General features: G+C 72.3%; 23 protein-coding genes. 11 read left to right on the top strand and 12 right to left on the bottom strand.

All coding sequences use genetic code 11. The annotated features are described in order from the left end of the window. Nucleotides 1–214 precede the first annotated feature (214 nt). Together ACFHYO_RS10800 and ACFHYO_RS10795 are read right to left on the bottom strand one after the other, a co-directional pair. Complete coding sequence (locus tag ACFHYO_RS10800) at nucleotides 215–1,114, bottom strand: ATP-binding protein (protein ID WP_394320372.1); 900 nt, start codon at nucleotides 1,112–1,114, stop codon at nucleotides 215–217. Continuing rightward, complete coding sequence (locus ACFHYO_RS10795; RefSeq protein ID WP_074826209.1) at nucleotides 1,111–1,506, bottom strand: STAS domain-containing protein; 396 nt, start codon at nucleotides 1,504–1,506, stop codon at nucleotides 1,111–1,113. The genes ACFHYO_RS10800 and ACFHYO_RS10795 overlap by 4 nt, the downstream gene beginning before the upstream one ends. A 91-nt stretch (nucleotides 1,507–1,597) precedes the next feature. Here ACFHYO_RS10795 and ACFHYO_RS10790 point away from each other — a divergent pair, with 91 nt between their 5' ends. Then, nucleotides 1,598–2,758 (top strand): thiolase family protein, encoded by a 1,161-nt coding sequence (locus ACFHYO_RS10790; protein WP_394320370.1) that lies wholly within the window; start codon nucleotides 1,598–1,600, stop codon nucleotides 2,756–2,758. A gap of 115 nt (nucleotides 2,759–2,873) precedes the next feature. Then, nucleotides 2,874–5,015: a M10 family metallopeptidase gene (locus tag ACFHYO_RS10785; RefSeq protein WP_394320368.1), complete on the top strand. Its 2,142-nt coding sequence runs from the start codon at nucleotides 2,874–2,876 to the stop codon at nucleotides 5,013–5,015. Nucleotides 5,016–5,161: 146 nt separating this feature from the next. Here ACFHYO_RS10785 and ACFHYO_RS10780 read toward each other — a convergent pair whose 3' ends face one another. Beyond that, entirely contained in the window at nucleotides 5,162–6,634 is a 1,473-nt protein-coding gene (locus tag ACFHYO_RS10780; protein WP_394320366.1) for an NAD-dependent succinate-semialdehyde dehydrogenase, read from the bottom strand. Between the two features lie 236 nt (nucleotides 6,635–6,870). Here ACFHYO_RS10780 and ACFHYO_RS10775 point away from each other — a divergent pair, with 236 nt between their 5' ends. Beyond that, nucleotides 6,871–7,542 carry a DUF1236 domain-containing protein gene (locus ACFHYO_RS10775; RefSeq protein WP_036705561.1) on the top strand — a complete coding sequence of 224 codons (672 nt, stop codon included), beginning with the start codon at nucleotides 6,871–6,873 and terminating at the stop codon, nucleotides 7,540–7,542. A 97-nt stretch (nucleotides 7,543–7,639) separates the two neighbouring features. Here the strand turns inward: ACFHYO_RS10775 and ACFHYO_RS10770 are convergent, their stop codons facing one another. After that, nucleotides 7,640–8,614 (bottom strand): P1 family peptidase, encoded by a 975-nt coding sequence (locus ACFHYO_RS10770; RefSeq protein WP_394320364.1) that lies wholly within the window; start codon nucleotides 8,612–8,614, stop codon nucleotides 7,640–7,642. A gap of 184 nt (nucleotides 8,615–8,798) precedes the next feature. Between ACFHYO_RS10770 and msrA the strand changes: the two genes are divergently transcribed. Continuing rightward, nucleotides 8,799–9,473 carry a peptide-methionine (S)-S-oxide reductase MsrA gene (msrA, locus tag ACFHYO_RS10765; RefSeq protein WP_081962809.1) on the top strand — a complete coding sequence of 225 codons (675 nt, stop codon included), beginning with the start codon at nucleotides 8,799–8,801 and terminating at the stop codon, nucleotides 9,471–9,473. Next, nucleotides 9,473–10,387 (top strand): 50S ribosomal protein L11 methyltransferase, encoded by a 915-nt coding sequence (locus ACFHYO_RS10760; RefSeq protein ID WP_394320362.1) that lies wholly within the window; start codon nucleotides 9,473–9,475, stop codon nucleotides 10,385–10,387. The genes msrA and ACFHYO_RS10760 overlap by 1 nt, the downstream gene beginning before the upstream one ends. On the opposite strand, the gene ACFHYO_RS10755 is transcribed toward ACFHYO_RS10760, so the two are convergent. The 3 genes from ACFHYO_RS10755 to ubiA form a co-directional block, all read right to left on the bottom strand. Then, on the bottom strand, nucleotides 10,384–10,641 hold the full coding sequence (locus ACFHYO_RS10755) for a hypothetical protein (RefSeq protein WP_394320360.1): 258 nt from the start codon (nucleotides 10,639–10,641) through the stop codon (nucleotides 10,384–10,386). The genes ACFHYO_RS10760 and ACFHYO_RS10755 overlap by 4 nt on opposite strands. 96 nt (nucleotides 10,642–10,737) lie before the next feature. Next, nucleotides 10,738–13,611 (bottom strand): OmpA family protein, encoded by a 2,874-nt coding sequence (locus tag ACFHYO_RS10750; protein ID WP_394320359.1) that lies wholly within the window; start codon nucleotides 13,609–13,611, stop codon nucleotides 10,738–10,740. 62 nt (nucleotides 13,612–13,673) lie between these two features. Further along, nucleotides 13,674–14,618 carry a 4-hydroxybenzoate octaprenyltransferase gene (ubiA, locus tag ACFHYO_RS10745; protein ID WP_394320357.1) on the bottom strand — a complete coding sequence of 315 codons (945 nt, stop codon included), beginning with the start codon at nucleotides 14,616–14,618 and terminating at the stop codon, nucleotides 13,674–13,676. A 14-nt stretch (nucleotides 14,619–14,632) separates the two neighbouring features. On the opposite strand from ubiA, the gene ACFHYO_RS10740 reads away from it, so the two are divergent. Further along, nucleotides 14,633–15,349, top strand: coding sequence for a 16S rRNA (uracil(1498)-N(3))-methyltransferase (locus ACFHYO_RS10740; RefSeq protein ID WP_394320355.1), 717 nt, complete (start codon nucleotides 14,633–14,635; stop codon nucleotides 15,347–15,349). A gap of 340 nt (nucleotides 15,350–15,689) precedes the next feature. Beyond that, on the top strand, nucleotides 15,690–15,881 hold the full coding sequence (locus tag ACFHYO_RS10735; protein ID WP_036703447.1) for a DUF1127 domain-containing protein: 192 nt from the start codon (nucleotides 15,690–15,692) through the stop codon (nucleotides 15,879–15,881). A 129-nt stretch (nucleotides 15,882–16,010) separates the two neighbouring features. Here ACFHYO_RS10735 and ACFHYO_RS10730 read toward each other — a convergent pair whose 3' ends face one another. From ACFHYO_RS10730 to smpB, 3 genes are all read right to left on the bottom strand, one after another. Then, nucleotides 16,011–17,195, bottom strand: a complete 1,185-nt coding sequence (locus tag ACFHYO_RS10730; protein ID WP_394320353.1) for an amino acid aminotransferase — start codon at nucleotides 17,193–17,195, stop codon at nucleotides 16,011–16,013. Next, nucleotides 17,195–18,049 (bottom strand): 3-mercaptopyruvate sulfurtransferase, encoded by an 855-nt coding sequence (sseA, locus tag ACFHYO_RS10725; RefSeq protein ID WP_036736096.1) that lies wholly within the window; start codon nucleotides 18,047–18,049, stop codon nucleotides 17,195–17,197. The genes ACFHYO_RS10730 and sseA overlap by 1 nt, the downstream gene beginning before the upstream one ends. Before the next feature lie 116 nt (nucleotides 18,050–18,165). Next, on the bottom strand, nucleotides 18,166–18,639 hold the full coding sequence (smpB, locus tag ACFHYO_RS10720) for an SsrA-binding protein SmpB (RefSeq protein WP_036703458.1): 474 nt from the start codon (nucleotides 18,637–18,639) through the stop codon (nucleotides 18,166–18,168). A gap of 106 nt (nucleotides 18,640–18,745) precedes the next feature. Between smpB and ACFHYO_RS10715 the strand changes: the two genes are divergently transcribed. Beyond that, on the top strand, nucleotides 18,746–19,219 hold the full coding sequence (locus ACFHYO_RS10715) for a potassium channel family protein (protein ID WP_052171907.1): 474 nt from the start codon (nucleotides 18,746–18,748) through the stop codon (nucleotides 19,217–19,219). Between the two features lie 66 nt (nucleotides 19,220–19,285). Next, nucleotides 19,286–20,941 (top strand): thiamine pyrophosphate-binding protein, encoded by a 1,656-nt coding sequence (locus tag ACFHYO_RS10710; RefSeq protein ID WP_394320351.1) that lies wholly within the window; start codon nucleotides 19,286–19,288, stop codon nucleotides 20,939–20,941. 994 nt (nucleotides 20,942–21,935) lie between these two features. On the opposite strand, the gene ACFHYO_RS10705 is transcribed toward ACFHYO_RS10710, so the two are convergent. Further along, the gene (locus ACFHYO_RS10705; protein WP_394320349.1) at nucleotides 21,936–22,286 is read right to left on the bottom strand and encodes a hypothetical protein; all 351 of its coding nucleotides are present in this window, start codon (nucleotides 22,284–22,286) and stop codon (nucleotides 21,936–21,938) included. Between the two features lie 132 nt (nucleotides 22,287–22,418). Here ACFHYO_RS10705 and ACFHYO_RS10700 point away from each other — a divergent pair, with 132 nt between their 5' ends. Continuing rightward, nucleotides 22,419–23,540, top strand: coding sequence for a pyridoxal phosphate-dependent aminotransferase (locus ACFHYO_RS10700; protein WP_394320347.1), 1,122 nt, complete (start codon nucleotides 22,419–22,421; stop codon nucleotides 23,538–23,540). Between the two features lie 35 nt (nucleotides 23,541–23,575). Here ACFHYO_RS10700 and dapA read toward each other — a convergent pair whose 3' ends face one another. Further along, a complete protein-coding gene (dapA, locus tag ACFHYO_RS10695; protein ID WP_394320345.1) occupies nucleotides 23,576–24,451 on the bottom strand; it encodes a 4-hydroxy-tetrahydrodipicolinate synthase in 876 nt (291 codons plus the stop codon). Nucleotides 24,452–24,583: 132 nt separating this feature from the next. Here dapA and ACFHYO_RS10690 point away from each other — a divergent pair. Then, the coding region (locus ACFHYO_RS10690; RefSeq protein WP_394320343.1) for a lytic transglycosylase domain-containing protein at nucleotides 24,584–26,814 on the top strand (2,231 nt) is incomplete at its 3' end.

Genomic DNA, 26,814 nt, shown 5'->3' with positions numbered 1-26,814 from the left:
GACAACGAGGCGATCTGTGCCGCATGGTTATCCCCACGCGACGAGGTGGTCCGCGCCACGTGACCATCCCCGCGCAACGAGGCGACCCGCGGCACGTTGCCTCGCCCGCGACCTCGCCCCGCGTAAGCATCCCCGCACAACGAGGCGGCTCACACCGTTCGGCCATCCCCACGCGCCGAGGCGACCATCTCCCGCCCGCGTACCGGCCCGCCCGTCACGCCGCGCCGGCGGCGGGGGGGCCGGGGGGGCGGGTGGCGCGCGGGGGCTCTCGGTCGCGCGCGCGACGGGCGCCGCGGCGGGGGATGTTGAAGCAGAGCACGTTGCGGGATTCCTCGCGGAAATAGAACAGCGAGCGCGTCAGGTCGCGGATGATGAACCAGCCGAAGCCGCCCGCGCGCAACGCCGACAACTCGGGCGCCGGGCGCGCCTCGGGGAAGACGAGGCACGAGTCGGGCAGCGGCGGCCCGTCGTCGATCACCGCGCAGGCGAGGCCGCCCGTGTGCTGGGTGACCGTCAGGTGGACGAGCACCGGTTGGGCGGCGGTTGCGTCTCTGGCCTCGCGCTCGGTTAATCCTGCGTCGGCGGTGCCCGATGCGTTTGAGGCGTGTGTGCTCCCGTCCTGTCCGGCCACGTTCGTCCCCGGATCACCCTGCTCCGTTGCCGTCGCTTGCGTCACGCCCGAAGCCGTCTCCGGCGTTTCAAGACGACCGGCTCTGACGACCTCCGCCCCATCCCTGCCCGTCTCGCCCATCACGTGGATCGAACCCGTCTCGCCGCGCCCCTCGCCAGCCGGCGCGGCACCGTGGGCCGCCCGGCGTAGCTTGGCGCCCCATGGCAGCTCGGTCGCGCCCGGACCGTCGGCGCTGGCCACATCCTTCGGACCGTGGCCGCCCGACCCCTCGGGGCCGTGGAGGGTGATGTTGTTCAGCACCTCGGCCAGCACCAGCTCAAGCCGCGACAGCGCGTCGGGGTCGGTGCGGCCGTCGAACCGCCGCCGCAGGTCGATCAGCGCCTCGCGGACATTGGCGAGCGTCGCCTCCATCACCCGGTGGAACATCGGCGCGCCGGGGTTGCCGGCGGCCGGGGCGCCCTGGGGCGTCCGCTGCCGGCTCATGCCGCACCCCCTTGCGCTGCCGCGGCGGCGCCTGCCTCGGCCGGCGCGGGCCGCGAGGGGGCCGGGCGCGGGGTCGCGGGCGGGGCCGCCTTGTGGATGGTGAACACCGTGTCCATCCGCGTGAGCTGGAACACCCGGTCCACGTTCGGCCCCAGCGCCGCCACCTCGAGCCGGTGGGTCTCGGGCAGGCCGCGCCGGATCGCCAGGATCGCGCCGAGCCCCGAGCTGTCCATGAATTCGACACGGCTCAGGTCCAGCACGATCCGCGGCCCGTCGCGCGCCACGACCTCGCGCAGCCGGTCCTTGAACCGGATCGCCTGCGCGGCGTCGAGCCGGGCGTCGAGCACCCGGACCAGCACGCCGTCGGCCAAATCCTCGATCGTGAAACCCATACTTGCCCCCCGTGCCGAATCCGTGCCTTGATCCTTACCTGCCAAACCTTGCCAAACCGTAAGCGCCGTTCAGAAAAACCGGAGAGTTCCGATGACCGAAGTCTATGTCCGCTCTGCCGTCCGCACGCCGATGGGGGGGATGCAGGGGGCGCTTTCGCCGCTCAGCGCGCCCGAGCTGGGGGCGGCGGCCATCGCCGCGGCGCTCGACCGGGCCGGGGCCGGGGCCGAGGCCGTCGACGAGGTGCTGATGGGCTGCGTGCTGCCCGCGGGCCAGGGCCAGGCGCCCGCGCGGCAGGCGGCGCTGGGCGCCGGGCTGCCCGAGTCGGTGCCGGCGGTGACGCTGAACAAGATGTGCGGCTCGGGGATGCAGGCGCTGATGTCGGCCTCGGATTCGATCCGCGCCGGCTCGGCCCGCACCATCGTCGCGGGCGGGATGGAGAGCATGACCAACGCCCCCTATCTGCTGCCGAAGATGCGCGGCGGGGCGCGGCTCGGCCACGCCGAGGTCAAGGATTCGATGTTCCTCGACGGGCTCGAGGACGCCTATGACAAGGGCCGGCTGATGGGCACCTTCGCCGAGGATTGCGCGAGCGCCTTCCAGTTCACCCGGGCGGCGCAGGACGAATACGCGCTGCGCTCGCTCACCCGCGCGCGCGAGGCGATCGAGACCGGGCGCTTCGATGACGAGGTGGTGGCGGTGACGGTCAAGGGCCGCGGCGGCGACACCGAGGTCGGCACCGACGAGCAGCCCGGCAACGCGCGGCCCGACAAGATCCCGACGCTCAAGCCCGCCTTCCGCAAGGACGGGACGGTGACGGCGGCGAACTCGTCGTCGATCTCGGACGGGGCGGCGGCGCTGGTGCTGTCGGACGCGGCCGAGGGCGCCATCGCCCGGATCGTCGGCTATGCCGGCCACGCCCAGGCGCCGGCCGAGTTTCCGACCGCGCCGGTACCGGCCGCCGAGAAGCTGCTGGCGCGGATCGGCTGGGACAAGGACGACGTGGACCTGTGGGAGGTGAACGAGGCCTTCGCGGTCGTGCCCATGGCCTTCATGCAGAAGATGGGCCTGTCGCCCGAGCGGGTGAACGTGAACGGCGGCGCCTGCGCGCTGGGCCACCCGATCGGCGCCTCGGGGGCGCGGATCGTGGTGACGCTGATCCACGAGCTGCGCCGTCGCGGCCTCAAGCGGGGCGTGGCCGCAATCTGCATCGGCGGCGGCGAGGGCACGGCGATCGCGGTCGAGACGGTGTGAGCACAACGAAAGGTTGTGTCTTGGCGGTAACATTGCTCCCTGTTTGTCTGGATGATTAATTGTCCGACACGCATTAGGGGTCATAGTGCAATCCTAGCTCTCCCTGGGGTTGCAGATGTCCGCTCGCACTCGTTCCGCCGTACGTCTCGAGCATCTGGATGCGCCGTCGGGAACGGGCACGCCCATCGTGCTCGCCCCGTCGGGGCGCTTTACAGGCAACGTCGGCACGCCCTATGACACCGACTGGGTGCGGGTCGACCTCACCGCCGGGCGCAGTTACCGGTTCGAGATGGACGGCCTCAGCCTGGCCGACAGCTACCTCGAACTTCGCGACCGGCGAGGGAACATCGTTGCCTTCAATGACGATGCCGGGCGGCTCAACCACTCGGCGTTCACCTATACCCCTGCGACGTCCGAGAGCTTCTATCTCGTGGCCCGCGCCTATGGGGTCGGCACCGGGAGCTACACCCTGACCTACGACACCACCCGTCCGTGGACGATGGAGCAGATCGGCAACTACCTCGCCAAGGGTTTCTGGGCCGACATGAGCGAGACGCCCCGCACCTATGAGACTGGAAACGGCCGCCCGATCACCTGCGACCTGACCGATCTCGGCGCCGATGAGCGTGCGGTGGCCAAGATGGCGCTGAACGCCTGGGCGCAGGTCTCGGGGCTTCGGTTCGACACTACCTCTACCGCCGGGTCGGCGGCGCAGATCCGCTTTACCAATGACGACCAGGCGGGGGCCTATTGCGTTGCGGATGCACTCGTCGGCAACACCGTTGCCCGCTCGACCGTGAACATTCCGTTGTATTGGCGCGACCAGCCCGGCGAGGGGTTCGCCAGCTACTTCTACCACACCTACATCCACGAGATCGGCCACGCGCTGGGCCTTGGCCATGCCGGCGGCTACAACGGCTCGGCGACGTATGGGCGCGACAACCACTATGCCAACGACAGCTGGCAGGCGACGATCATGTCGTATTTCAGCCAGACCGCCAATTCGTCCATCACGGCCAGCTACGGCTTCTGCGTCACCCCGATGATCGCCGACATCATCGCCATCCAGAGCATCTACGACCTGCCGCGCAACCTGTTCGCCGGAAACACCATGTGGGGCGAGGGTTGCACAGCCGGTGGCGCCATGGGACTTGCGAACAGCCTGATGACCTCACGCCAGGCCGTGACCCTGACCATCGTCGACCAGGGAGGCAACGACTGGCTGAGGCTGGCTGGCGACACGTCCGCGCAGATGGTGAACCTTCAGGCCGGCACGGTGTCGAACGTCTATGGGCGTATCGGCAATCTTTCGATCGCGCAGGGAACGGTCATCGAGAGCGTCATCGCCGGTCGGGCCAGCGATGTCGTGCGGGGAAATGCCGCTGACAACTGGCTGTGCGGGATGTCGGGCAATGACACGCTGTATGGCGCGTCTGGCCACGACACGCTCGACGGCGGGGCGGGGGCTGACCGGCTCTCGGGGGGGCGAGGCAATGATCTGTATGTCGTGGATGGCGCCGATACGCTCATCGAATTGGCGGGCGAGGGGGTCGACCGCGTCCGGGCGACGGTCAACTATACGCTCGGCGCGCATTTCGAGGCGCTTCTGCTGATCCAGTCGTTCGCCACCTACGGCGTCGGGAATGATCAGGCCAACACCATCGTGGGCAACAGCCAAGTCAATCACCTGTCCGGGCTGGGCGGCAACGACACGCTGTTCGGCATGGACGGCAACGACACGCTGAACGGAAACCTGGGCGCCGACCGTCTGGTCGGCGGGGCAGGCGACGACGTCTACATCGCCGACTGGCAGGACACGATCGTCGAGGCGGTCAACGGCGGCACCGACACGGTGCGCACGTCAATCGACCTCGTGCTCGGTGCCAACCTCGAACGGGCAATCGCGACGGGCAACGCCGCCGTGAGGATCGTCGGCAACGGGCAGGCCAACGAACTGATCGGGAACGGCGCCGCCAACCGCATCGTCGGAGGTGGCGGCAATGACCGCATGATTGGGGGCGGCGGGGCTGATTGCTTCGTCTTCAGTCCCGGACACTCGGGGCGGATCACGGATTTCGCGGACGATATCGACCTGATCGAGATCAGGACCGGCGGCTCGAGGTCCGTGACCGTCGATACCGTGCTGGACACCGCGCGCGATGTCTCCGGTGGGGTCGAGCTGACCATTGCCGGGGGCGTAATCCGCATCGACGGCATGACAGCCGACGCGCTGCGCGACGATCTGATCCTCGTGTGACCGCTGGCTGTTTTGGGTCGACTGAGAAGCCGCGCGGCCTCAGGGGATTGTCCGCGTCAACTGCCGCGGCCAAGGCTCTTGGCCGGCGCGAGGATACCGGGGGCGCCGAAGCCTCCAGGTAAAATCACCCTCGCGCCGAGCCTCCCTCACACCGACAGGCAGACGTATTTCAGCTCGAGATAATCGTCGATCCCGTGCCGCGAGCCCTCGCGGCCCAGCCCCGACTGCTTGACCCCGCCGAACGGCGCGACCTCGGTCGAGATGATGCCGGTGTTCACGCCGACGATGCCGTAGTCCAGCCCCTCCTGCACCCGGGTGATGCGCCCGATGTCGCGGGCGTAGAAATAGGATGCGAGGCCGAAGATCGTGGCGTTGGCCTTGTCGATCGCCTCCTCTTCGGTCTCGAAGCGGAAGAGCGGGGCGAGGGGGCCGAAGGTCTCTTCGGTCGCCACCTTGGCGTCGTCGCGCACGCCGGTCATCACCGTCGGCTCGAAGAACAGCCCGTCCTTGCGCTTGCCGCCGGTCACCACCGCGCCGCCGTGGTCGAGCACGTCGGCGATATGCTCCTCGACCTTCTCGATCGCGCCCTCGTTGATCAGCGGGCCGGTCGTCACGCCCTCCTCGAGCCCGTCGCCCACGCGCAGCTTCTCGACCGCGGCGGCGAGCTTGTCGGCGAAGGCGTCATAGACCCCGGCCTGCACATAGATGCGGTTGGCGCAAACGCAGGTCTGGCCGTTGTTGCGGAACTTGGACGCCATCGCGCCCTCGACCGCGGCATCCAGATCGGCGTCGTCGAAGACGATGAAGGGGGCGTTGCCGCCCAGCTCCATCGAGCATTTCAGCACCTGGTCGGCGGCCTGCCGCAGCAGGATGCGGCCGACCTCGGTCGAGCCGGTGAAGGTCAGCTTGCGGACCAGCGGGTTCTCGCAGAACTCCTTGCCGATGTCCGAGGACCGGCTGGAGGTCACGACCGAGAGGATGCCCTTGGGCAGCCCCGCCCGCTCACCCAGCACGGCAAGCGCGAGCGCCGAGAGCGGCGTCTCGGCCGCCGGGCGGGCGACGAAGCCGCAACCCACCGCCAGCGCCGGGCCGCATTTGCGGGTGATCATCGCGTTGGGGAAGTTCCAGGGCGTGATCGAGCCGACCACGCCGATCGGCTGGCGCAGCACGGTCAGGCGCTTGTCGGGCTGGTGGCCGGGGATCGTCTCGCCATAGACGCGCTTGGCTTCCTCGCCGAACCACTCGATGAAGGACGCGCCATAGGCGATCTCGCCCTTGGCCTCGGCCAGCGGCTTGCCCTGCTCGGCGGTCAGGATCTTGCCCAGATCCTCCTGGTTTTCCATCATCAGGTCGAACCACTTGCGCATGACCTGCGCGCGCTCCTTGGCGGTTTTCGCCTGCCAGCCATTCATCGCGGCGTGGGCGGCCTCGATGGCGCGCCTGACCTCGGCGCGGGAGAGGTCGGCCACCTCGGCGATGACGTCGCCGCGGGCGGGGTTGCGCACGGGGAAGGTCTTGCCGTCGTCCGCATCGACCCATTCCCCGGCCACGAAGGCGCGGGTTTCCATCAGCGACGGGTCGCGCAGCAGCATCTTGAGGTCGGTGGGGCGGGCGGTCATGGCGGGGCTCCTTGTCGGCGGCGGGGGGCTGCGGCGTCGCACGGGCTGCGGGCGCCGGTTTCGGCCAATGCTCACCACGCCACCCGGCGCTTGTCAAAGCGGCGGCGGCGCGGCGCGTGGGCTCGCCTGACAAAACTAGTTGTGATCCGCCGTGTTGAAACACGCGGGGCGGTCCCGCCGTTCATGCCGCGACGGACCCGAACCGGGCCCGACCAAAAACCAGAGGACTGACCGACATGAAGAAGCTGCTTGCCACGACCACCGTCGCCGCGCTCGCCTTTGCCGGCGCCGCCTCGGCCGAAACCATGGCCACCGCGGCCACCGACCTGAACCTGCGGTCGGCCCCGCAATCGACCGCGTCGGTCGTGACCGTCATCGCCAACGGCGACGAAGTTTCGGTCGCCGGCTGCATCGAGAGCGCCAACTGGTGTGAGGTCACCTACAAGGACCAGAAGGGCTGGGCCTACGGCGACTACCTGACCACCAAGGTCGGCGACAAGGTCGAGGCGCTCTACCCGAACCGCCAGGCGGTGGGCGTGACCGTGATCGAGGCGCCCAAGGTCGATGAGCAGAAGCAGGCCATGGACACCGCCGTAGGCGGCACCACCGGTGCTGCGGTCGGCGCGGTTGTCGGCGGCCCGGTCGGCGCGCTTGTTGGCGCGGCCATCGGCGGCTCGGCCGGCGCGGCAGCCAGCCTGACGCCTGCCCCCGAGGTGCGCACCTACATCGACGCCAACCCGCATGACGCGGTCGTGCTGGACGGCGAAGTGGTCGTCGGCGCCGGCATCCCGGACAGCGTGACGCTGTACGAGATCCCCGACCAGAAGGATTTCAAGTACGTCATCGTGAACGGCCAGCCGGTGCTCGTGAACCCGGCCGACCGGCGCATCGTCTACGTCTATCGGTAACAATGACTTCTGTTGACGAGTAAGGGTCGCGGCCCGGCGGAATCCCTCACCGCCAGCCGCGACATCGGGGGCGGGGCCGCACGGCCTCGCCCCTTCTTCATGGCCGGCGCGCCGACCGGCAGGGCTGCAGGTCACCCGGCGCCGGGGTCGCCGCATGGACGGCCCGCGCCACGGCCCGGGCGAGCACGGCGGCCGCGGCATGGCCCAGCCGGAACGGATCGGGCGCCGGGCGCGCCCCGGTCGAGACGGCGAACACCAGGTCGCCGTCATAGGGCGTGTGCGATGGCAGGATCGCGCGGGCGAGCCCGTCATGCGCCGCCACCGCCATCCGGGTCAGCCCCGGCTTGGTCAGCGCCGCATCGGTGGCGACGATGGCGATGGTCGTCGCCTCGCCGAGCCGCTTCTCGGGCCCCGGCTCATCCTCGGGCGCGAACGGCCCGCCGAGGCCGAGGCCGCCGAACTCGGCCCCCATCTCATGGGGTGCCGCCCAGAACTGCCCCGAGGGCGCCGTCACCGACCCAAGCGCATTGACCGCCACCAGCGCCCCCACCGTCGTCCCGTCCGAGAGCACCGCCGAGGCCGAGCCGAGCCCGCCCTTCCACTGCGCCGTGAGCGCCCCGGTCCCCGCCCCGTGCGAGCCGAGCGCGAACGCCGGCCCCGCGGCCTCGTATGCCTGCCGCCCAAGGGCGGGATAGGGGCTCTCGTCCCAGTCCTTGTCACCGCCGTTCAGCAGATCGAAGAGGATCGCCCCCGGCACGATCGGCACCCGCACCGGCCCCACCGCAAAGCCGCGACCTGCGGCGCGCAACCCCGCCATCACCCCGTCGCAGGCCCCGAGCCCGAAGGCCGACCCGCCCGCCAGCACCAGCGCATCCACCTGCTCGACCAGCCGGTCGGGGGCCAGCAGGTCGGTCTCGCGCGTGCCGGGCGCGCCGCCCATGACGTGCACCCCGCAGGCGAAGGGCGCGTCCGCGGTCAGAACCGTGACCCCGGACTTCAAGGCCGCGTCGGCGGCGTTGCCGACCCTCAGCCCGGCGACATCGGTGATGAGATTGCGTGGTCCCGGCCGCATCGTCGTTCTGTCCTGTCCCAATATCCCGGGGTCCGGGCAGCGCCCCGGTCCGGCACCCGCCGCCCCGCGCCAGTCAGCCCGCAGCGCGCCCGCCGCGCAACCCCCTGCGGGTGCGGGGCGTTGCGCTGCACCCCCGCCGCGCCTACATCCCTCGCACCGCGCCCCCACGCCAAGGAGTTTCGCCATGACCGAGCCCGTCCACGCCATCTTCGGCCGCCCGCTCGGGGCGCCCGTGCCGCGGGGGTACGAGGAAATCGTGCTCGGCATGGGCTGCTACTGGGGCGTCGAACGCCTGTTCTGGCAGCAGGACGGCGTCTGGCTGACCGAGGTCGGCTTTGCCGGCGGCACCGCCCCCGACCCGACCTACAAGCAGGTCTGCGCCGGCGGCACCGGCCATGCCGAGGTCGTGCGCGTGGTCTATGACCCGAGCCGGCTCAGCATCGAGCAGATCCTCAAGATCTTCTGGGAAAACCACGACCCCACCCAGGGCAACCGCCAGGGCAACGACGTCGGCGACCAGTACCGCTCGGTGATCTTCACCACCACCGACAGCCAGCGCATCGCGGCCGAGACGAGCCGCACCGACTACGACAACCGCCTCGCCGTCGAGGGGTTCGGCGGCATCACCACCGAGATCGCCCCGCTCACCCGGTTCTATCGGGCGCCTGAGGAGGATCACCAGCAGTACCTCCACAAGGTGCCGAACGGCTACTGCGGCCTGCGCGGGACCGGTGTGCAGGCGTCGAGCGCCGCCGCCGTGCATGAGGCCGTGACGGGTGAGGGCGACGGCAACCCCGAGCCGTCGCCGTCCTCGTCGGGCGGAAGCTCGGTCGTCGCTGGCGCTGGCGGGGCGGCGTGATGGTCGAGGCCGCGGACAGCGCCGACGACGCGCGCGACGACGACGCCGCGACCTGGGCCGCGCTGACCCAGACCCAGGGCCGCGCCGCCGCCGAGGCGCTGGCCGAGGCCTGCGAGGACCTCGACCCCGAGCCCGTCGGCACCGGGGTCTTCGAGATCGAGGACGGCAGCGACCGCTGGGAAGTCGGCGCCTGGTTCACCGAGGCCCCCGACGAGATCGCGCTGGCGCTGCTGGCGGCCGCCGCGGGCGCGCAGCCCTTCGTCGTCTCGGAAGTCCCCGAGACCGACTGGGTGGCCCATGTCCGCCGCGAACTCGCCCCGGTCGAGGCCGGGCGCTTCTTCGTCCACGGCAGCCACGACGCCGACAAGGTGCCCGAGGGCGCCGAGGCGCTGTGCATCGAGGCCGCGATGGCCTTCGGCACCGGCCACCACAACACCACCCGCGGCTGCCTGCTGGCCTTCGACCGGCTGCTCACGGCGGGCGAGGCGCCGGGACGGGTGGCCGACATCGGCTGCGGCACCGCGGTGCTGGCAATGGCGGCGGCGCGGGTGCTGCCGGGCGTGGTGCTCGCCTCCGACATCGACCCGGTGGCGGTCGAGACGGCCGAGGCGAACGTCCTCGCCAACGGCCTGGCCGGGCGGGTCGAGTGCGTGATGGCCGAGGGGTTCGGCCACCCGCTGCTGCACGACGCGGGACCCTATGACCTGGTGTTCGCCAACATCCTCAAGCAGCCGCTGATCGACCTCGCCCCCGACATGGCGCGCCAGCTGGCGCCGGGCGGGCGTGCGATCCTGTCGGGCATCCTGACCACCCAGGCCGACGAGGTCGCCGCCGCCTATGCCGAGGCCGGGATGCCGCTCTCGGCGCGCGACGATCTGGGCGACTGGACTACGCTGGTCGTGCAGCGCGCCTAACCCTCGCGGGCGCGGCGGCGCTCGATGTAGTCGCGCAGCTCCTCGATCTCGATCCGGGCCTCGTGCAACTCGGCCTCGAGCGCCGCGGCGTGCGCGCGGGCCTGCGCGGCCTCGGCGGTGTCGCTGGGGGTCGGCCCGGCGGCCACGGGCGCGGGGGCCGCGGCGCGCAGCACCAGCCAGCCGGCGAGGCCGCCGAGCAGGAAGGCCACGAACAGGGCGCCGGCCGCCACGAGGATGAGCGTGTCGTGGGTCATGCCGCGCAGGATAATCTGCCCGGCGGCATCAGGCGAGAGGCCATGCGCTGGTCAGCTTCACCGACGGCGCAGCGCCGTTCCGGCGGCAGGCGCCGCTCAACGCTCCGGTCGAGGCGTCGGCCGGGCGCTACCGTCGGGGGGCGGCGGGGCGGTCGGGGCGCCCTGCGGCAGCGGTGGCGGCACGGGCGTGGAGATCCGCGATCCCTGCACGGTGATGCGGTCGGGCCGCAGCGCGATCCCCTCTTCGGCGAGCAGCTCGTCGGCCGTCTCGGCATCCGAGGTCAGCGCCGGCAGCGGCGGCAGCGTCAGGTCGCCGCCGCTGAGCGCCGGAGGCGGCCCGGTCAAGCGGCCGGTCAGCGGGAGTGCGGGGGCTGCGTCTCGCGCTTGGCCGGGCTGGGCCGATCCGGGGGCTGCGGGTGCGGCGTCGGTGGTGACGACGGCGGTGGCATCGGGGGCTGTGGGTGCAGCGTCGGAGGCAATCGCGTCGGTCCCTGCCGCGGTGGTCGTTGAGGCTTTCGCCTCCGAGTCGGCTGAGTCGACGTCCGTTGAGCGCGTGGCGCTGGCGTCAGGGCCGGGCTCGCCCGTGCCCGGAGCGGCTGTCTCCGAAGCACCTGTCTCCGAGGCGTCTCTCCCCTCCGGCTCGATGGCGTCGGTGCCCGCGGTGTCTGTTCCTGAAGCGCTCTCGTTGGCGACGGGTGGTGCCGCGTTCGGTTCAGTCCCCTGACCCACGGTCGCCGCGCTATCGTCGCCATCCGGCTGCGCGGCATCGGTCGTGCCGGCGTCGGCGGGCGCTGCATTGGGTCCGCCGGTCCCGGCCCCGTCCGTTGCGGTGGAGCCCAGACTGGCCGCATCCGACGCCGGGTCGGCGCTGCCCACGGCTGCTCCCGTCTCAATCCCATTGGCGGCAGGTGCTGCAGCAGCGTCTCCCGCCCCCACCCCCTGCGTCTCGGATGAGGCAACCGCCCCCGCCGGCGCAGACGTCTCGCCCGCCGCAGGCGCGCCACTCACCCCCGAAGCCGCGCTGACAGCCCCTTCCCCATCACCACCCGCCACCTCAGGCGGCTGCGCCTCTGTCACCCCCCGCGTCACCTCCGCGGCGGCGGCCTCGCCGGCGACGGGGAAGGGGGAGAGCAGCCGGAACTCGATCCGGCGGTTGGCCTCGCGCCCGGCGTCGGTGGCGTTGTCGGCGACCGGGCGGGTCTCGCCATAGCCGCGCGCCGCCAGCAGCGCCGTGTCGATCCCCGCCCCCGCCATCGCCGTGCGGACGGTGTCGGCCCGGTCCTGCGACAGCTCCATGTTGAAGGCGTCCGAGCCCTGCGAGTCGGTGTGCGCCCCCAGCTCGATCCGGAAGTCGCCGCAGTCGCCCATCACCTCGGCCAGCTTCGCGAGCGTCGGGCCCGGGTCGCCGGCGATGGCGGCGCGGGCGGTCTCGAACCCGATCTCGGACTGCGCCATCACGTCGTTCAGCCGCGCCACGCAGGTCTCGCCCGTGGGCAGGTCGAGCGCCGGGTCGAGCCGCGGGTCATAGGTCAGCGCCAGCTCGTAAGGCACGCCCGCACCGAGCCTGCGCCCGAGCTGCGCGGCCAGCGCCGCGCCCACCGCCTTGTCGCCCGAGGCCCCGGCGATGCGCAGCCCCTCGGGCGTCACCGTGGCCGAGCCGCGGCGCAGCCCGGCCATCGCCTCGAGCGTGGCGAGCACCCGCGGCGTCCAGCCCGAGGGCGCGGCCGGATCGACGCTCAGCACGCTGTCCACGGTGCCGAAGCGGGCGCGGGCAAAGCTCTCGACCGCGGCGCGCATCCGCTCGTCGCTGACCGCGCCGCGCAGGCGGATGCCGTCGCCCACCGCGCTCGCCACGAAGCTGACCGGCCCGGCAGGGGCGGGGGTGTCGGGCGGCGCCTGCGTGGCGGTGAGGGTGAAGACCCGCGGCAGCGCCCGGGTCAGGGTCGCGGCGGCGGCGTCGAAGGCCGGGGGCGGCACCTCGGCCGGCGCGTCGAGCGTCACGGTGGTGTCGGTGATCGCCACGCTGCCCGCGGGGAGGGCGGCGAGCGCGGTGATCGCCGCGACCGCGGCATCGCCCCATTGCGGGGTGGGCGCACCGAGCCCGACCGGGCAAACCTCGTCCCCGACCGGGGCACCGGCGGCTGCGGCGGCGGCGAGGATGCGCTCGCGCGCGGCGGCGCTGTCGGCGGCGCAGGTCTCGATCCGGGCCGGCTGGCCGGGCGCGCGGGTGAGGCGCAGGGCGAAGGGCGAGATGACCGGACGCGGGGCCGAGACGGTGGCGGCGAGCGTGATCCCGGGCGGGGTGATGTCGCGCAGCGCCTGCTCGAGCCGCGCCTTGTCGGCGGCGCCATCGGCCAGCGCGGTGACCTCGACCCGCCCCGGCGCGGCCGAGATGCGGGCGCGCGGCGCCAGCTCGGCGGCGCGCAGGGCGACGGCCACGGCCGCATCCCACGCGGCGGGGGCGGGGTAGTCGGCGGTCTCGATCAGGTCGGTGGGGCGACCGGCAGCGGCCGTGCCCCCCATCCGCGCCAGCCGGGCCACGAGCGCCGCCCGGTCGAGCGTCACGGGGGCGAGGCCGATGACAGAGCTGCCCTCGTCATTGCGCAGGATCTCGAGCCGGAAGGACGGTGGCACGGCCTCGGGCGGGGGCGGGACCACGATGGCATCGGCGATGCGGTCGGGCCCGACCACCGCCGCGGCCGCGTTCAGGGCCCGGAAATGGGTCAGCTCGTCGGGCGCCTCGCCCGTCAGCCGCAGCATGAGCCCGTCGGCCGAGGCCCGCGCCCAGCCGAACCCGCCCTCGGCCAGTGCCCCGGCCACGGCGGCCTCGGTCCGCTGTTCCAGTTGCCCGATGCCCCAGTCGGCCGCGACCCACGCCCCGGCCCCGCCGGCGGCCAGCAGCGCCAGCGCGCTGAGACCGGCGCGCAGGCGGCGGGGGCGGGGGCTGTTGGGGTCGCGGGGCGGGGTCATGCGGAGGGCTCTCGGATGGCAACGGCTGGCGGAGATGTAGTCACCCCGCGCCGAGGGTCCAATCACACCAGCGCGGCAACGGCGAGAAACAGCGCAACGATCAGCCCCGCGTCGCGGTTGCTGCGGAAGAGCCGCAGGCAGACGTCGGGGCTCGCGGTGTCGAGGCTGCGCAGCTGCCACCACAGATGCGCGGCAAAGCCCGCCACCCCGAGCATCGCCACCAGCGCCGCCCCGGTGCCGGGCCGCGTCGCCGCGACCGCCATCGCCAGCAGCAGCACCGCGCCGGCGGCAAACCCGAGCAGCCAGCGCGGCGTGTCGGCGCCTAAGAGCCGGGCGGTGGACTTGACCCCGATCAGGGCGTCATCCTCGGTGTCCTGATGGGCGTAGATCGTGTCGTAGAACAGCGTCCACGAAATCCCCGCCGCATAGGCGAGCATCGCCGCCGGGTGCAGCGTGCCGCCATGCGCGGCAAAGGCCACCAGCACCCCCCAGTTGAAGGCGAGGCCCAGGAACACCTGCGGCCACCAGGTGAAGCGCTTGGCGAAGGGATAGACCGCGACCAGCGCGAGCGACGCGATCCCCAGCGCGATGGCGGTGCCGTTCAGCGTGAACAGCAGCACCGCCGCCAGCCCGGCCTGCGCGGCCATCCAGATCCACGCCCCCCGCACCGTGACCTGCCCCGAGGGCAGCGGGCGCGAGCGGGTGCGCGCGACCATCGCGTCGAACTCGCGGTCGGTGAGGTCGTTCCAGGTGCAGCCCGCCCCGCGCATCAGCGCGGCGCCCAGCGTGCAGACCACCACCACCCACAGGTCCACCCAGCGCGGCCGGTCCACCAGCATCGCAAGCCCGGTCCCCCAGTAGCACGGCAACAGCAGAAGCCACGTCCCGATCGGCCGGTCGGCCCGGCTCAGCCGCAGAAGCGGGCGCCACGCGGGCGGGGCCAGCCGGTCCACCCAGTTGCCCCGGGGGGCGTCGGAAACCGATGGCGCTAGGGGCCGGGACTGCATAGGGTCGCGCCGATATGGGACAGGTCAGGCTTTACATAGAGCACCCGCTCGCCCCCGGACAACCCGTGCCGCTGGGGCCGGCGCAGGCGCATTACCTCGCCGCGGTGATGCGGCTGGGGCCCGGCGCGCGGATCGAGGTCTTCAACGGCCGCGACGGCGCCTGGACGGCCGAGATCGAGGCGGTGGGCAAGCGCGGCGGCTCGCTGGCGCTGGTCGCGCAGGCCGCGCCGCAGCGCGACCCGCCCGACGTCTGGCTGATGTTCGCGCCGATCAAGAAGGCGCGCACCGACTTCATCGTCGAAAAGGCGACCGAACTGGGGGCTGCGCGCATCCTGCCGGTCCAGACCGACCACACCAACGCCGAACGCATCGCCCGCGACCGGCTGCAGGCCCACGCGGTCGAGGCGGCCGAGCAATGCGGCGGGACTTTCGTCCCCGAGGTGGCGGCGCTCGCGCCGCTGTCGGGGCTGCTCGACCGCTGGGACAAGGGCCGGCGCATCCTCTGGGCGGACGAGGCGCTGGCGGGACCGGCCGCGACGCTGGCGGCGCTGCCGCGCGGGCCGTGGGCGATCCTCATCGGCCCCGAAGGCGGGTGGAGCGCCGCCGAGCGCGCCCGTCTCGGGGCGCTCGAGGGGGTGACGCGGGTCAGCCTCGGGCCGCGAATCCTGCGCGCCGACACGGCCGCGGTCGCGGCGCTGGCGCTGTGGCAGGCGGCGCTGGGCGACTGGTGATTCGGGTGGCAGGCTGCCTGCGGGGCGGACTGTCACAGGATTGAGGCAATTTTCACGATCTTGCGGCTTGACGCGTCTCGGTGAAGGAATCTGCGCGAACGTCCGGGAAGAACGCACGGAACTTCGACCGAAACAGTCTTATCCACCGGAATATTAGCCGTCCCACGGAAACGTCAGCCATGACGTCAGGTGATGGCCGGCCTGACGTCTGCGCCGCAAGCATGGCGGCAATTCGGTTCCGTCCGTGGCTGAAAAACCGGCAATCGACTATGTAATTGGGCATCGAATTGACCCCCCTCCTGTCCCCGCCGGACAGGGCCGCAAGAACAAAGGTGATATCATGTCCGCAGTCGAAACCCTCCGCCTTCCCGCCGCGTCGCGTCCCGGCCTGCTGTCGCGTCTTGGCGCCGCCTTCGCCCACTGGGCCGAAGTCCGCGAGACCCGCAGCCAGCTGAACCGCCTGACCGACCGCGAGCTGACCGACATCGGCCTGTCGCGCGCCGACATCGAGCACGTCGCCCGCGGCCTCTGAGGCCCCGCACGCACGGTCGCAGCGCCGCAGACGGCGGCGCCCGACAACCGCCAGAACGACTTCGGGCCGGGGTTTCCCCCGGCCCTTTTTGCTGCCCTGTCGGCGTCCCTGTCGGCGGTCAGCGGGGGATCAGACCCCCGCCTCGACGATGGCGCGGGCGAGGATCGGCACCGAGTCCCGGTTCAGCCCAGCGATGTTCAGCCGCGAATCGCCGACCATGTAGATCGCGTTGTCGTCCTTGATCTTCTTCACCTGCTCAGGGCTCGCCCCCAGCCGCGAGAACATCCCGCGGTGCGCCGCGATGAAGTCGAAGCGGTCGGTGCCGGTCAGGCTGCGCAGCTCACCCGCAAGCTGTTCGCGCAGGGCCAGCATCCCCAGCCGCACCTCCTCCAGCTCGGCCTTCCAGTCGGCCGAGAGTTCCGCATCGTCGAGAATCGTCTGCACGATCCGCGCCCCGTGGTCGGGCGGGAAGGAGTAGGTCTGCCGGTTGAGGTAGGCCATCGTCCCCTGCGCCAGATCGCGCGCGGCGGGCGTCTCGACCTTGGCCAGCAGCACGCCGGTCCGCTCACGGTAGATGCCGAAGTTCTTCGAGCAGGACGCCGCCACCAGTGCCTCGGGCGCCGCGCCGACGATGAGCCGGGTGCCGGCCGCATCCTCGTCCAGACCGTCGCCGAAGCCCTGATAGGCGAGGTCCACGAACGGCACGGCGCCGGTCTTGTCGAGGATCGCGGACACCTCGCGCCACTGGTCCAGCGTCAGGTTGGCGCCGGTCGGGTTGTGGCAGCAGCCGTGCAGCAGCACGAGGTCGCCCTTCTTTGCCCGGGCGAGGTCGGCCTTCATCCCCTCGAAATCCACCCCGCGGGTGGCGTCGTCGAAATAGCGGTATTCGACATGGGGCAGGCCCATGAACTGCAGGATCGAGACGTGGTTCGGCCAGGTCGGGTTCGAGACGTGGACGGTCAGATCGGGGTTGCCGATCCGCGCCAGCTCGAGCGCCTGCCGGATCGCGCCGGTCCCGCCCACGGTGGACAGCGCCGCGGTGCGCCCTTCGTCCAGCGTGTCGGCCAGCACCATCCGGCTCATCGCCGCGAGATAGGCGGGCTCACCGGCGAGCGCGGTGTAGCTTTTGGTCGTCTCGGCCTCCCAGATGCGCTGCTCGGCGGCCTTGACGGCACGCATCACCGGGGTCAGCCCGGTCGGGTCCTTGTACACCCCGACCCCGAGGTCGATCTTGCCCTGCCGGGTGTCGGCACGGAATTCGCCCATCAGGGCAAGGATCTTGTCGGGGGCTTGGGCTTTGAGCTGGCCGAACATCAGGCGTCTCCGGTTGCGATCTTGAGGTCGGGGTAGCTGCCCCATTCGGTCCAGCTGCCGTCGTAGAGCGACCAGTCCCGCTTGCCGATCCGCTCGAGCGCGAGGGCGAGCGTGGCCGCGGTGATCCCCGAGCCGCAGGTGGTGATGGCGGGTCGGTCGAGGTCCACGCCCGCGGCCTCGAAGGCGGCGCGCAGCGCGTCCGGCTCTTTCATCGTGCCGTCGGGGTTGTAGAGGGTGGCGAAGGGGACGTTGCGGGCGCCGGGGATGTGGCCAGCGCGCAGCCCGGGCCGCGGCTCAGGCTCGTCGCCGCGGAAGCGCGAGGGGCTGCGGGCGTCGATGATCTGGTGATCGCCGAGCTTCGAGGCCGCCGCCACCTGGGTCACGTCGCGCACGAGGCCCGCCTGCCGCTGCACCGTCATGTGCCGGTCGCGGGTGATCGGGGCCATGTCCTCGACCTCGCGCCCCTCGGCCTGCCACTTGGCGAACCCGCCGTCCAGCACCGCCACGTCGGTCTTGCCCATCAGCCGGAAGAGCCACCAGACCCGCGCCGCCGAGTGGATGTCGGCGTTGTCGTAGACCACGACCTGATGCCCGTCGCCGATCCCCATCGCCCGCAGGCGGCTGACGAAAAGCTCGGGCGGCGGCGCCATGTGCGGCAGCTCGCTGCGGCTGTCCGAGATCGCGTCGATGTCGAAGAACCGGGCGCCGGGGATATGCGCGGCCTCGTATTCGGCGCGTGCATCGCGCCCGGTGGCCGCCATGTGCAGGCTGGCGTCGAGGATGCGCAGGTCGGGATCGTTCAGATGCGCGGCCAGCCACTCGGTGGACACCAGTGTCTTCGGATCGTCGCGCATGGCCTTCCCCCCAAACGGATGCGGTCCTGACGGCTTTACCGGACCCCCGCAGGGCCTGCAATCGCTGCCCCGCGCGCGGGACGGGCGATCCCGGCCGAACCCGTGGGCGCGGCACCTCAGCCCTGCTTGAGCAGGCGCTGCTTTTCGCGGCCCCAGTCGCGCTTGGCCTCGGTCGCGCGCTTGTCGTGGTTCTTCTTGCCCTTGGCGATGCCGATCTTCAGCTTCACGATGCCGCGGTGGTTGAAATACATCACCAGCGGAATGAGCGTCATGCCCTCGCGCCCGATCGCCTGCCACAGCCGCGCGAGTTCCTTGCGGCTGACCAGCAGCTTGCGGTGGCGCCGTTCCTCGTGCCCGAAGACGCCGGCCTGCTTGTAGGACGAGATGTAGCCGTTGATCAGCCACAGCTCGCCGTTCTCAACGCTGGCGTAGGATTCGGCGATGTTGGACTGGCCGGTGCGCAGCGCCTTGACCTCGGACCCGGTGAGGATGATCCCGACCTCGAGGTCGCTTTCGATGAAGTAATCGAAACGCGCCCGCCGGTTCTCGGCGATCACCTTGTAGTTTGGATCGGATTTTGCCTGCGCCATGATCGGGTCGAGATAGGGTCCGCGGCGGCGCAAGTAAAGCCGGCGGCTTTCGCGCCGGCGGGCGGCGGGCTAAGGGACGGGTGTCCCCCCGCCAACGCGGTGCCACATGCTGGTCCAGATCACCGTCGGAACCCTGCTGATGCTGCTGACGCTCGCCAGCAGCGGCGCCTCGCTCTACGTGATCGAGGTGATGCTGCAGGCCGCCCGCCCCTGGGTGCTGGGCGGGCGCGTCTGGGCCAAGCTGGTCGCGGTCATCATGATGGTCAGCGTCTGGGCGCTGGTGGACCTGACGCTCGGCGTCTGGATCTGGGCGATGGCCTATTGGCGGCTCGGCGCCTTTCCCGACCTCGAGCACGCGGTCTATTTCTCGCTCGTCAGCTTCACCACCCTCGGCTATGGCGACCTGCTGCTGCCGCAGGAATGGCGGATCATGGGCGGGCTGACGGCGGCGAGCGGGCTGCTGAACTTCGGCCTCATCACCGCGATCCTGGTCGAGACGGTGCGCGACGTCCGCGTGGCCCAGATGCGCCACCAGACCCGCCAGGATGCCCGGCACGAGGGGCGCCGCGCCCGTCGCTGACGGGTTGAAGCCCCCCGGCCGTTGCCGCAGTCTGCCCCGGCAATCAGGGCAAGGGGGAGTGAGACGATGCGGCATGGCGGACGGATTCTGGCGGATGCACTGGCGCTGCACGGGGTCGAGCGGGTGTTCTCGGTCCCCGGCGAAAGCTTCCTCGCGGCGCTCGACGGGCTCTACGACGTGGGCATCCCCAACACCGTCTGCCGGCAGGAGGGTGGGGCCGCGATGATGGCCGAGGCCTGGGCCAAGACCACCGGCCGGCCCGGCGTCTGCTTCGTCACCCGCGGCCCCGGCGCCACCAACGCCAGCGCCGGCATCCACGTCGCCAAGCAGGATTCGACGCCGATGATCCTGTTTGTCGGCCAGATCGCCCGGTCCGACCGCGACCGCGAGGCGTTCCAGGAGGTCGACTACCGCCAGATGTTCGGCGGGCTGGCCAAGTGGGTGGCCGAGATCGACCAGACCGAGCGGATCCCCGAATACGTCGCGCGTGCCTTCGACCTCGCCCGCGCCGGCCGGCCCGGCCCGGTGGTGCTGGCGCTGCCCGAGGACATGCTGTCGGCCAAGGCCGACGTCCCCGACCTCGCGCCTGCCCCCCGCCCGGTGCCGGGCGTCTCCGAGGCGCAGGTCGCGGCGATCCGCGACGCGCTCGCCGCCGCCGAGCGGCCGCTGGTCGTGCCGGGCGGCTCGCTCTGGTCGCAGGACGACGCCGACGCGCTGACCCGGCTGGCCGAGGGGTGGGGGCTGCCGGTCGCGGTACCCTTCCGCCGGCAGGACTACATGGACAACCGGCATCCTAACTACGCGGGCGACCTGGGCGTGGGGATGAACCTGCGGCTGGGCGAGGCGCTGCGCGAGGCCGACTGCATCCTGTCGCTCGGCGCCCGGCTGGGCGATTCGCTGACCGCCGGCTATGAGCTGATGAACCCGCGCGAGCAGGGGCGCCGGATCATCCACGTCTATCCCGACCCCGACGAGATCGGGCACCTGTGGCGCGCCGATCCTGGCATCGCCGCCTGCCCCAAGGCGGCACTCGCGGCGCTGGCCGAGACGCCCGCGCCGCGCCGCTGGGACGACTGGACCGCCCGCCTGCGCGCCCATTACGAGACGTGGCAGACGCCCAAGCCCACCCCCGGCGCGGTGCGGATGGAGGAGGTGGTCTGCTGGCTCTCGGCCAACCTGCCCGAGGACGCCATCGTCACCAACGGCGCCGGCAACTATGCCGCCTTCCTGCACCGCTACTTCCGCTTCAAGCGGGCGCGGACGCAGATCGCGCCGACCTCGGGGTCGATGGGCTACGGCCTGCCGGCCGCCATCGCGGCGAAGATCGCCCACCCCGGCCGCACCGTCGTGTGCATGGCCGGCGACGGCTGCCTGCAGATGACCGTCAACGAGCTCAGCACCGCCGCGCAGGAGGGCGCCGCGGTGATCGTGATCGTCGCCAACAACGGCCGCTACGGCACGATCCGCATGCACCAGGAGAAGCACTATCCCGGCCGGGTGTCGGGCACCGACCTCTTCAACCCCGACTTCCCGGCGCTGGTGCGCGCCTACGGCGGCCACGGCGAGCTGGTGACCGAGGGCGCCGAGTTCGCCGCCGCCTTCACCCGGGCACGTGACAGCGGCAAGCTGGCGCTGATCGAGCTGCGCCTCGACCCCGAGGCCCTGACCACCGGCGCGACGCTGAGCGAAACCCGCGCGGCGGCCGAGGCGGCGAAAGGGTAGCGGGAGGGTTGGCTGGGGGGGGGGGCGCTGAGGCTTGGTCTAATGGGTTGCTGACGACCGGCAAGATGCAGAGCGGGACTCGCGTGGTCGCTCAGGCGGCACTGGAGACCGGGGCCATCTGGTGCTGCCGCGCTCACGCATGCTGCCGCTGATCGAGCTGCGCCTCGACCCCGAAGCGTTAACAACCGGCGGTGCACCGGGCAAAATCCGGGCGAGGCAGAACACCGCCCCGGCGCCTGCCCCAGCCACCACCACCACGACCGTCGCCGACCCGGTGGCCGCCGCGGGCGACAAGGCCGAGGACGCCGAGGGCCGAGGCAGCAAAGCGTCTAGCGGGCCGGGTTGGCGCGGGTGTTGCTACGCCTCAAGCCGAACCCTGACGAACGGCGAGACGCGGCGCGATCCACGCACGGTCGCTGTGACGGCTAAAGAGGTGAGCTGGGGGCCGAGGCACCAAACGACCAGGCGGGCAGGCTGGCGCGGATCGAGTGAGACCTCCACCCGGTGACAGGGACGAGCGGCGTAGCACCGGGCAAAATCCGGGCGAGGGCAAATGCGGCAAAGCGTCAAAGCGGGCCGGGTTGGCGCGGATGCCGCTCAAGCTGCCTCATCCCGAACCACTGACGACTGGCGAGACGCTGAGCGGTCCATGCACGGTCGCTGTGACGGCTGAAGAAGTGAGCTGAGGAACGAGGCACCAAACGACCAGGCGGGCAGGCTGGCGCGGATCGAGAGACCGCCACCCGAGACAGGGACGAGCGGCATGACCCGCTCCCCCTTCGGACAGGCGGTAACCCGCGCCTCATAAGGGCGTCACCACGGCACCGCCCGCCCAAGCCGCACCCGTCCGCCCGTCCCAACTCTCTCCCCCAGATCATCACCAGCAGGGTACAGGAACCCGTCCACCTCCCGTCAGCCCACGTTCCCCGTCACCCACCCCGCAGCGCCGCCACGATCCGCCGGGCCTTCTCCAACCGCTCTGGCTGCCGCGTCATCACGCTGACCGAGAGCGCCTCGACCAGTTGCCCGGCGATGGCGCGAGCCAGGGCGAGGCTCTGCCCACGGCGGGGTTCGGCGCCCGCCGGGGGCCGGTCGTCGTGGCCGTGTCAGCAAACCGGTCGCGCACGGCCAGCAGCTCGCGCGCGAGGTCGCGGTCCAGCATGCCGGCCACCACCTCGAGCTCGGCCAGCACGCTGAGGCTGAGCTGCGGGGTGATGCGGACGCCGTTGCGGCGCAGCACCTGCTCTTCGGCGATGCAGTCGCCCAGCACCAGCATCAGGTTCGCCACGGCGCGCAGCTGGTCCAGCGGCGACAGGCGGCAGGCGGGGAAGCGGTCAAGGATCATGGCGAGTCCCTTCTGGTCCGTTCCCGCAACGTTCGCAGCAAATCCTTGACGAAGCGTTGCCAGCCCGGGCGCACGGCCCGCGCAACGGCAAAAATTCTTGCGGCCGCGCAGGGTTCTGGCTCATCTGCGGGCATGGAACACCGCCCCTCTGCCCGCCCCGCCCCGCATCTCGCCCCGCTGCCCGCCGGCCTGCCCGACTCGGTCCCCTTCGTCGGCCCCGAGACGCTCGAACGCCAGCGCGGCGCGCCCTTCGCCGCGCGGCTGGGCGCCAACGAGAACGGCTTCGGCCCCTCGCCCCGCGCGGTCGCGGCGATGCGGGACGCGGCCGCCGAGGTCTGGAAATACGGCGACCCCACCAACCACGACCTCAAGGCCGCGCTCGCTGCCCACTGCGGGGTCGGCCCCGAGAACGTCGTGGTGGGCGAGGGGATCGACGCGCTGCTCGGCCTCGCCGTGCGGCTGATGGTGGCCGAGGGCGACCGTGTGGTGACCTCGGCCGGCGGCTATCCGACCTTCGACTTCCACGTCACCGGCTTCGGCGGAACGCTGGACCGCGTGCCCTATGCCGGCGACCGGCAGGACCCGGCGGCGCTGGTGGCGCGGGCGGCCGAGACGGGGGCGCGGATGGTCTATCTCTGCAATCCCGACAACCCGATGGGCGGCTGGCACGCGCCCGAGGTGATCGAGGCCGCCGTCGCAGCCCTGCCCGACGACATCCTGCTGATCCTCGACGAGGCCTATGCCGAGTTCGCCCCCGCCCTGCCGCGGATCGACCCCGCGGACCCGCGGGTGCTGCGGATGCGGACCTTCTCCAAGGCCTACGGGATGGCCGGGGCGCGGATCGGCTGGGCGGTGGGCGCGCCCGAGATGGTGCGGGCCTTCGACCGGGTGCGCAACCATTTCGGCGTGAACCAGATCGCGCAGGCCGGGGCGCTGGCGGCGCTGTCCGACGGGGCGCATCTGGCGCAGGTGGTGGGCCAGGTCGCCGCTGCCCGCGACCGGATCGCCGCGATAGCGCGCGCGAACGGGCTGACCCCGCTGCCCTCGGCCACCAACTTCGTCAGCCTCGACTGCGGCGGCGACGGGGCGCTGGCGCGCCGGGTGCTCGAGGCCTTGGGCGCGCGCGGGGTGTTCGTGCGGATGCCGTGGGTGGCGCCGCAGAACCGCTGCATCCGCGTCAGCTGCGGACCCGAGGCCGAACTCGACGCCTTTGCCGCCGCGCTGCCCGAGGCACTCGCCGCCGCACGCGGCTGACAGCCTCAGGCGCTCTCAGCGGCGCGGCCCGTCGTTCAGAGCAGCCCGGCGTGGGCCATCGCCGCGTCGATCCGCGCCCGGGTGGGGGCGGTCAGCGGCACCAGCGGCAGCCGCACCGCGTCGGTGCAGCGGCCGAGGCGGGAGAGCGCGTATTTCGCCCCGACCAGCCCCGGCTCGATGAAGATGGCGATGTGCAGCGGCATCAGCCGGTCCTGCAGCCGCAGCGCCTCGGCATAGTCGCCCGCCGCGCAGGCGGCCTGCATCTGCGCGCAGAGCCCCGGGGCCACGTTCGCCGTGACCGAGATGCAGCCGACCCCGCCCTGGGCGTTGAAGCCGTGGGCGGTCGCGTCCTCGCCCGAGATCTGCAGGAAGTCGGGACCGCAGGTGATCCGCTGGCAGCACACCCGCTCGAGCTTGCCGGTCGCGTCCTTGACGCCGACGATGCGGGGCAGCTTCGCCAGCTCGCCCATCGTCTCGGGCGTCATGTCCACGACCGAGCGGCCGGGGATGTTGTAGATGATGATCGGCTTGTCGGTCGCGTCGTGGACGGCGGTGAAGTGCGCGATCATCCCCTCTTGCGTGGGCTTGTTGTAATAGGGCGTCACGACCAAGAGCCCGTCGGCCCCGACCCGGCAGGCGTGCTGCGCGAGCCCGATCGCCTCGCGGGTGTTGTTCGACCCCGCGCCCGCGATCACCGGCACCCGGCCGGCGGCGAGCCGCACCACGGCCTCGACCACCGCCTCGTGCTCGGCATGGCTGAGCGTCGGGCTTTCGCCGGTGGTGCCGACGGGGACGAGCGCGCTGCTCCCCTCCTCGATCTGCCATTCGACCAGCCGCTCGAGCGCCGGCCAGTCGATTTCGCCATCCGCGCGAAGGGGGGTGACGAGGGCGGGCATCGAGCTTTTGAACATGACGCGCGGGTCCATCTGCGGGGGCGGTTTGGCCGGCTATACGACCGGCGCGGGGCGATGCCAACCCGGACGAGCGGCGGCCTGCCGCCGATGTGAATTGCCCCGCGCCGGTCGAGCCCCCAGATTGCCCCAATGACCCATGCCCGCCTTTCCCTCGCCGCGCTGATGGCGGTGCTGCCCCTCGGCCTCGCCCTGACGCTGAACCCGGCGCGGGGCGAGGATGCGACGCTGATCGCCCGCGCGCTGGCGGCGGCGGGGGCGCGCGACTGGGCGGCGGCGGATGCGGCGGCGGCGCGCTCGGGGCCGCTGGCCGTCGATCTGGTGCTGTGGCAGCGGCTGCGGGCGGGGCAGGGCAGCTGGCCGGAATACCGCGACTTCGCCCGCCGCAACCCCGACTGGCCGGGGATGGAGCTGTTCTGGCGCCGGGGCGAGGCGGTGCTGCGCCCCGACCTGCCGGCGGCCGAGGTGCTGGCCTGGTTCGGCGACCGCCTGCCGCAGTCGCTGCCCGGCGCGCAGGCGTGGATCGCGGCCCAGCCCGCGGCCGACCGCCCGGCGGCGCTGGAACAGCTCTGGACCGGGATCACCGCGCTCGACGCGGCGGGCGAGGCGGCGCTGATCGCCGCCTACGGCCCGGCGCTGGCGCCCCATCACCCGGCGCGGCTGAGGATGCTGCTCGACGCAGGCGAGTGGCAGGCGGCCGAGCGGCTGCTGCCGCTGGTGCCCGCGGGGCCCGAGGCCGACCTCGCCCGCGCCCGGATCGCCGTGCAGGCGCGCCGGACCGGCGTCGATGCGCTGATCCTCGCCCTGCCGCAGGCGCAGCGCGACGACGCCGGGTTGGCGCTCGACCGGTTCCGCTGGCGGGTGGCCGCGAAGCAGGGCGATCTGGCGCGGACGCTGATGCTCGAGCGCTCGACCTCGGCCGAGGCGCTGCGCGATCCCGCAGGCTGGGCCGCGCGGCGCAAGGATTACGCCCGCGCGGCGCTCAGGGCCGGGGACTGGGCGCTGGCCGAGCGGCTGGCCGCGAACCATTTCCTGCCCGCGGGCGTCGATGCCTATGAGCTCGACTGGATCGCGGGCTATGCGGCCTTGCGGGCCGGGGCGGCGGACCGCGCCAAGGCGCTGTTCGCGCTGCTGCCCGACATCGACAGCGGCCCGATCACCCTCTCGCGCACCCACTATTGGCGCGGCCGCGCCGCCGAGGCGCTCGGCGACGCCGTTACCGCCCGGACCGAATACGCCGAGGCCGCGCGCCACCAGACAGCCTGGTACGGCCAGCTCGCCGCCGAGAAGATCGGCGCCCCGATGCGCCCCGATCTGGCGCTGCCGGGGCCGGCGATCGACAGCCTGCCCGACTGGCGCGGCGCCAGCGTGGGCGAGGCGCGGGTGTTCCAGGCCGCGCTCTGGCTGATCGCGGCGGGCGACCCGGCGCAGGCGCAGCGGTTCCTGCTGCACCTCGCCGAGACGGCTCCGGCCGAGGACATCGCCCGCATGGCGCGGCTGATGCTCGAACTGCACCGGCCGTGGGACGCGCTGCGGCTGGGCAAGGCGGCGGCGGGCAAGGGCGAGGTCTGGCCCGCGATCTACTATCCCCTGACCGGGCTCGAGGGGGCCGATCTGGGCCTGCCGCCCGAGCTGGTGCTGTCGATCGCGCGGCGCGAGTCCGAGTTCAACCACACGGTCCGCTCGCCCGCCGGGGCGCTGGGGCTGATGCAGGTCATGCCCGACACCGGCCGCCAGATGGCCCGCGTGATCGGCGAGCCGTTCGACCAGCCCCGCATGACTCAGGACGCCGAATACAACGCCCGGCTGGGGGCGGCCTATCTGCACGGGCTGCGCGACCGCTTCGGGCCGTCCATCGCGCTGGTCGCGGCGGGCTATAACGCCGGGCCGGGGCGCTCGGCCCGCTGGCTCAGGGATTTCGGCGACCTGCGGATCGCGGGGCGGGCCGGGGCCGACCCGGTCGACTGGGTCGAGATGATCCCCTTCGACGAGACGCGGACCTATGTGATGCGGGTTGCGGAATCGCTGCCGATGTACCGGGCGCGGATCGCCGGGCATCCGGTGCCGCTGGTCCCGACCTGGGACCTGCGCGGCGGCGTCTCGCTGCCGCCGCCCGCGATCTCGCCGCTGGTGCTGGCGCTGTCGGACCGCCCGCGCGGAACGGCGCCGTGGGTGCGCGAGGCCGCGGGTGCGGCCCGCCGGCTGGCCGCTGTGCCGGTGGATGCCGCCCTGCCCGGGGCGGCCGCACCGGCGACTCCGGCCAGCGGCGTGCCCGCTGAGGCGACGGCGCCGCCGTCAGCCCCCGCGGCTGCCCCGGCGGACGGACCCGAGGTCGCCCTGCCGCCCCAGCCCGAGGCGCAGAT

This window comes from Paracoccus panacisoli (assembly GCF_042435015.1).
GTDB lineage: Bacteria > Pseudomonadota > Alphaproteobacteria > Rhodobacterales > Rhodobacteraceae > Paracoccus > Paracoccus panacisoli.
The sequence above is the reverse complement of the archived record's forward strand: the minus strand, read 5'-3'. Positions and strand labels throughout refer to the sequence as shown.

Coding starts and splice junctions, on each gene's coding strand:
- ACFHYO_RS10790 (WP_394320370.1), top strand. CDS start 1,598: ATGACCGAAGTCTATGTCCGCTCTGCCGTCCGCACGCCGATGGGGGGG.
- ACFHYO_RS10785 (WP_394320368.1), top strand. CDS start 2,874: ATGTCCGCTCGCACTCGTTCCGCCGTACGTCTCGAGCATCTGGATGCG.
- sseA (WP_036736096.1), bottom strand. CDS start 18,049: ATGCGCGACGATCCGAAGACACTGGTGTCCACCGAGTGGCTGGCCGCG.
- ACFHYO_RS10700 (WP_394320347.1), top strand. CDS start 22,419: ATGGAACACCGCCCCTCTGCCCGCCCCGCCCCGCATCTCGCCCCGCTG.
- ACFHYO_RS10760 (WP_394320362.1), top strand. CDS start 9,473: ATGGTCGAGGCCGCGGACAGCGCCGACGACGCGCGCGACGACGACGCC.
- dapA (WP_394320345.1), bottom strand. CDS start 24,451: ATGTTCAAAAGCTCGATGCCCGCCCTCGTCACCCCCCTTCGCGCGGAT.
- ACFHYO_RS10730 (WP_394320353.1), bottom strand. CDS start 17,195: ATGTTCGGCCAGCTCAAAGCCCAAGCCCCCGACAAGATCCTTGCCCTG.
- ACFHYO_RS10715 (WP_052171907.1), top strand. CDS start 18,746: ATGCTGGTCCAGATCACCGTCGGAACCCTGCTGATGCTGCTGACGCTC.
- ACFHYO_RS10735 (WP_036703447.1), top strand. CDS start 15,690: ATGTCCGCAGTCGAAACCCTCCGCCTTCCCGCCGCGTCGCGTCCCGGC.
- ACFHYO_RS10795 (WP_074826209.1), bottom strand. CDS start 1,506: ATGGGTTTCACGATCGAGGATTTGGCCGACGGCGTGCTGGTCCGGGTG.
- ACFHYO_RS10775 (WP_036705561.1), top strand. CDS start 6,871: ATGAAGAAGCTGCTTGCCACGACCACCGTCGCCGCGCTCGCCTTTGCC.
- ACFHYO_RS10740 (WP_394320355.1), top strand. CDS start 14,633: ATGGGACAGGTCAGGCTTTACATAGAGCACCCGCTCGCCCCCGGACAA.
- ACFHYO_RS10770 (WP_394320364.1), bottom strand. CDS start 8,614: ATGCGGCCGGGACCACGCAATCTCATCACCGATGTCGCCGGGCTGAGG.
- ACFHYO_RS10800 (WP_394320372.1), bottom strand. CDS start 1,114: ATGAGCCGGCAGCGGACGCCCCAGGGCGCCCCGGCCGCCGGCAACCCC.
- ubiA (WP_394320357.1), bottom strand. CDS start 14,618: ATGCAGTCCCGGCCCCTAGCGCCATCGGTTTCCGACGCCCCCCGGGGC.
- smpB (WP_036703458.1), bottom strand. CDS start 18,639: ATGGCGCAGGCAAAATCCGATCCAAACTACAAGGTGATCGCCGAGAAC.
- ACFHYO_RS10755 (WP_394320360.1), bottom strand. CDS start 10,641: ATGACCCACGACACGCTCATCCTCGTGGCGGCCGGCGCCCTGTTCGTG.
- ACFHYO_RS10705 (WP_394320349.1), bottom strand. CDS start 22,286: ATGATCCTTGACCGCTTCCCCGCCTGCCGCCTGTCGCCGCTGGACCAG.
- msrA (WP_081962809.1), top strand. CDS start 8,799: ATGACCGAGCCCGTCCACGCCATCTTCGGCCGCCCGCTCGGGGCGCCC.
- ACFHYO_RS10750 (WP_394320359.1), bottom strand. CDS start 13,611: ATGACCCCGCCCCGCGACCCCAACAGCCCCCGCCCCCGCCGCCTGCGC.
- ACFHYO_RS10710 (WP_394320351.1), top strand. CDS start 19,286: ATGCGGCATGGCGGACGGATTCTGGCGGATGCACTGGCGCTGCACGGG.
- ACFHYO_RS10780 (WP_394320366.1), bottom strand. CDS start 6,634: ATGACCGCCCGCCCCACCGACCTCAAGATGCTGCTGCGCGACCCGTCG.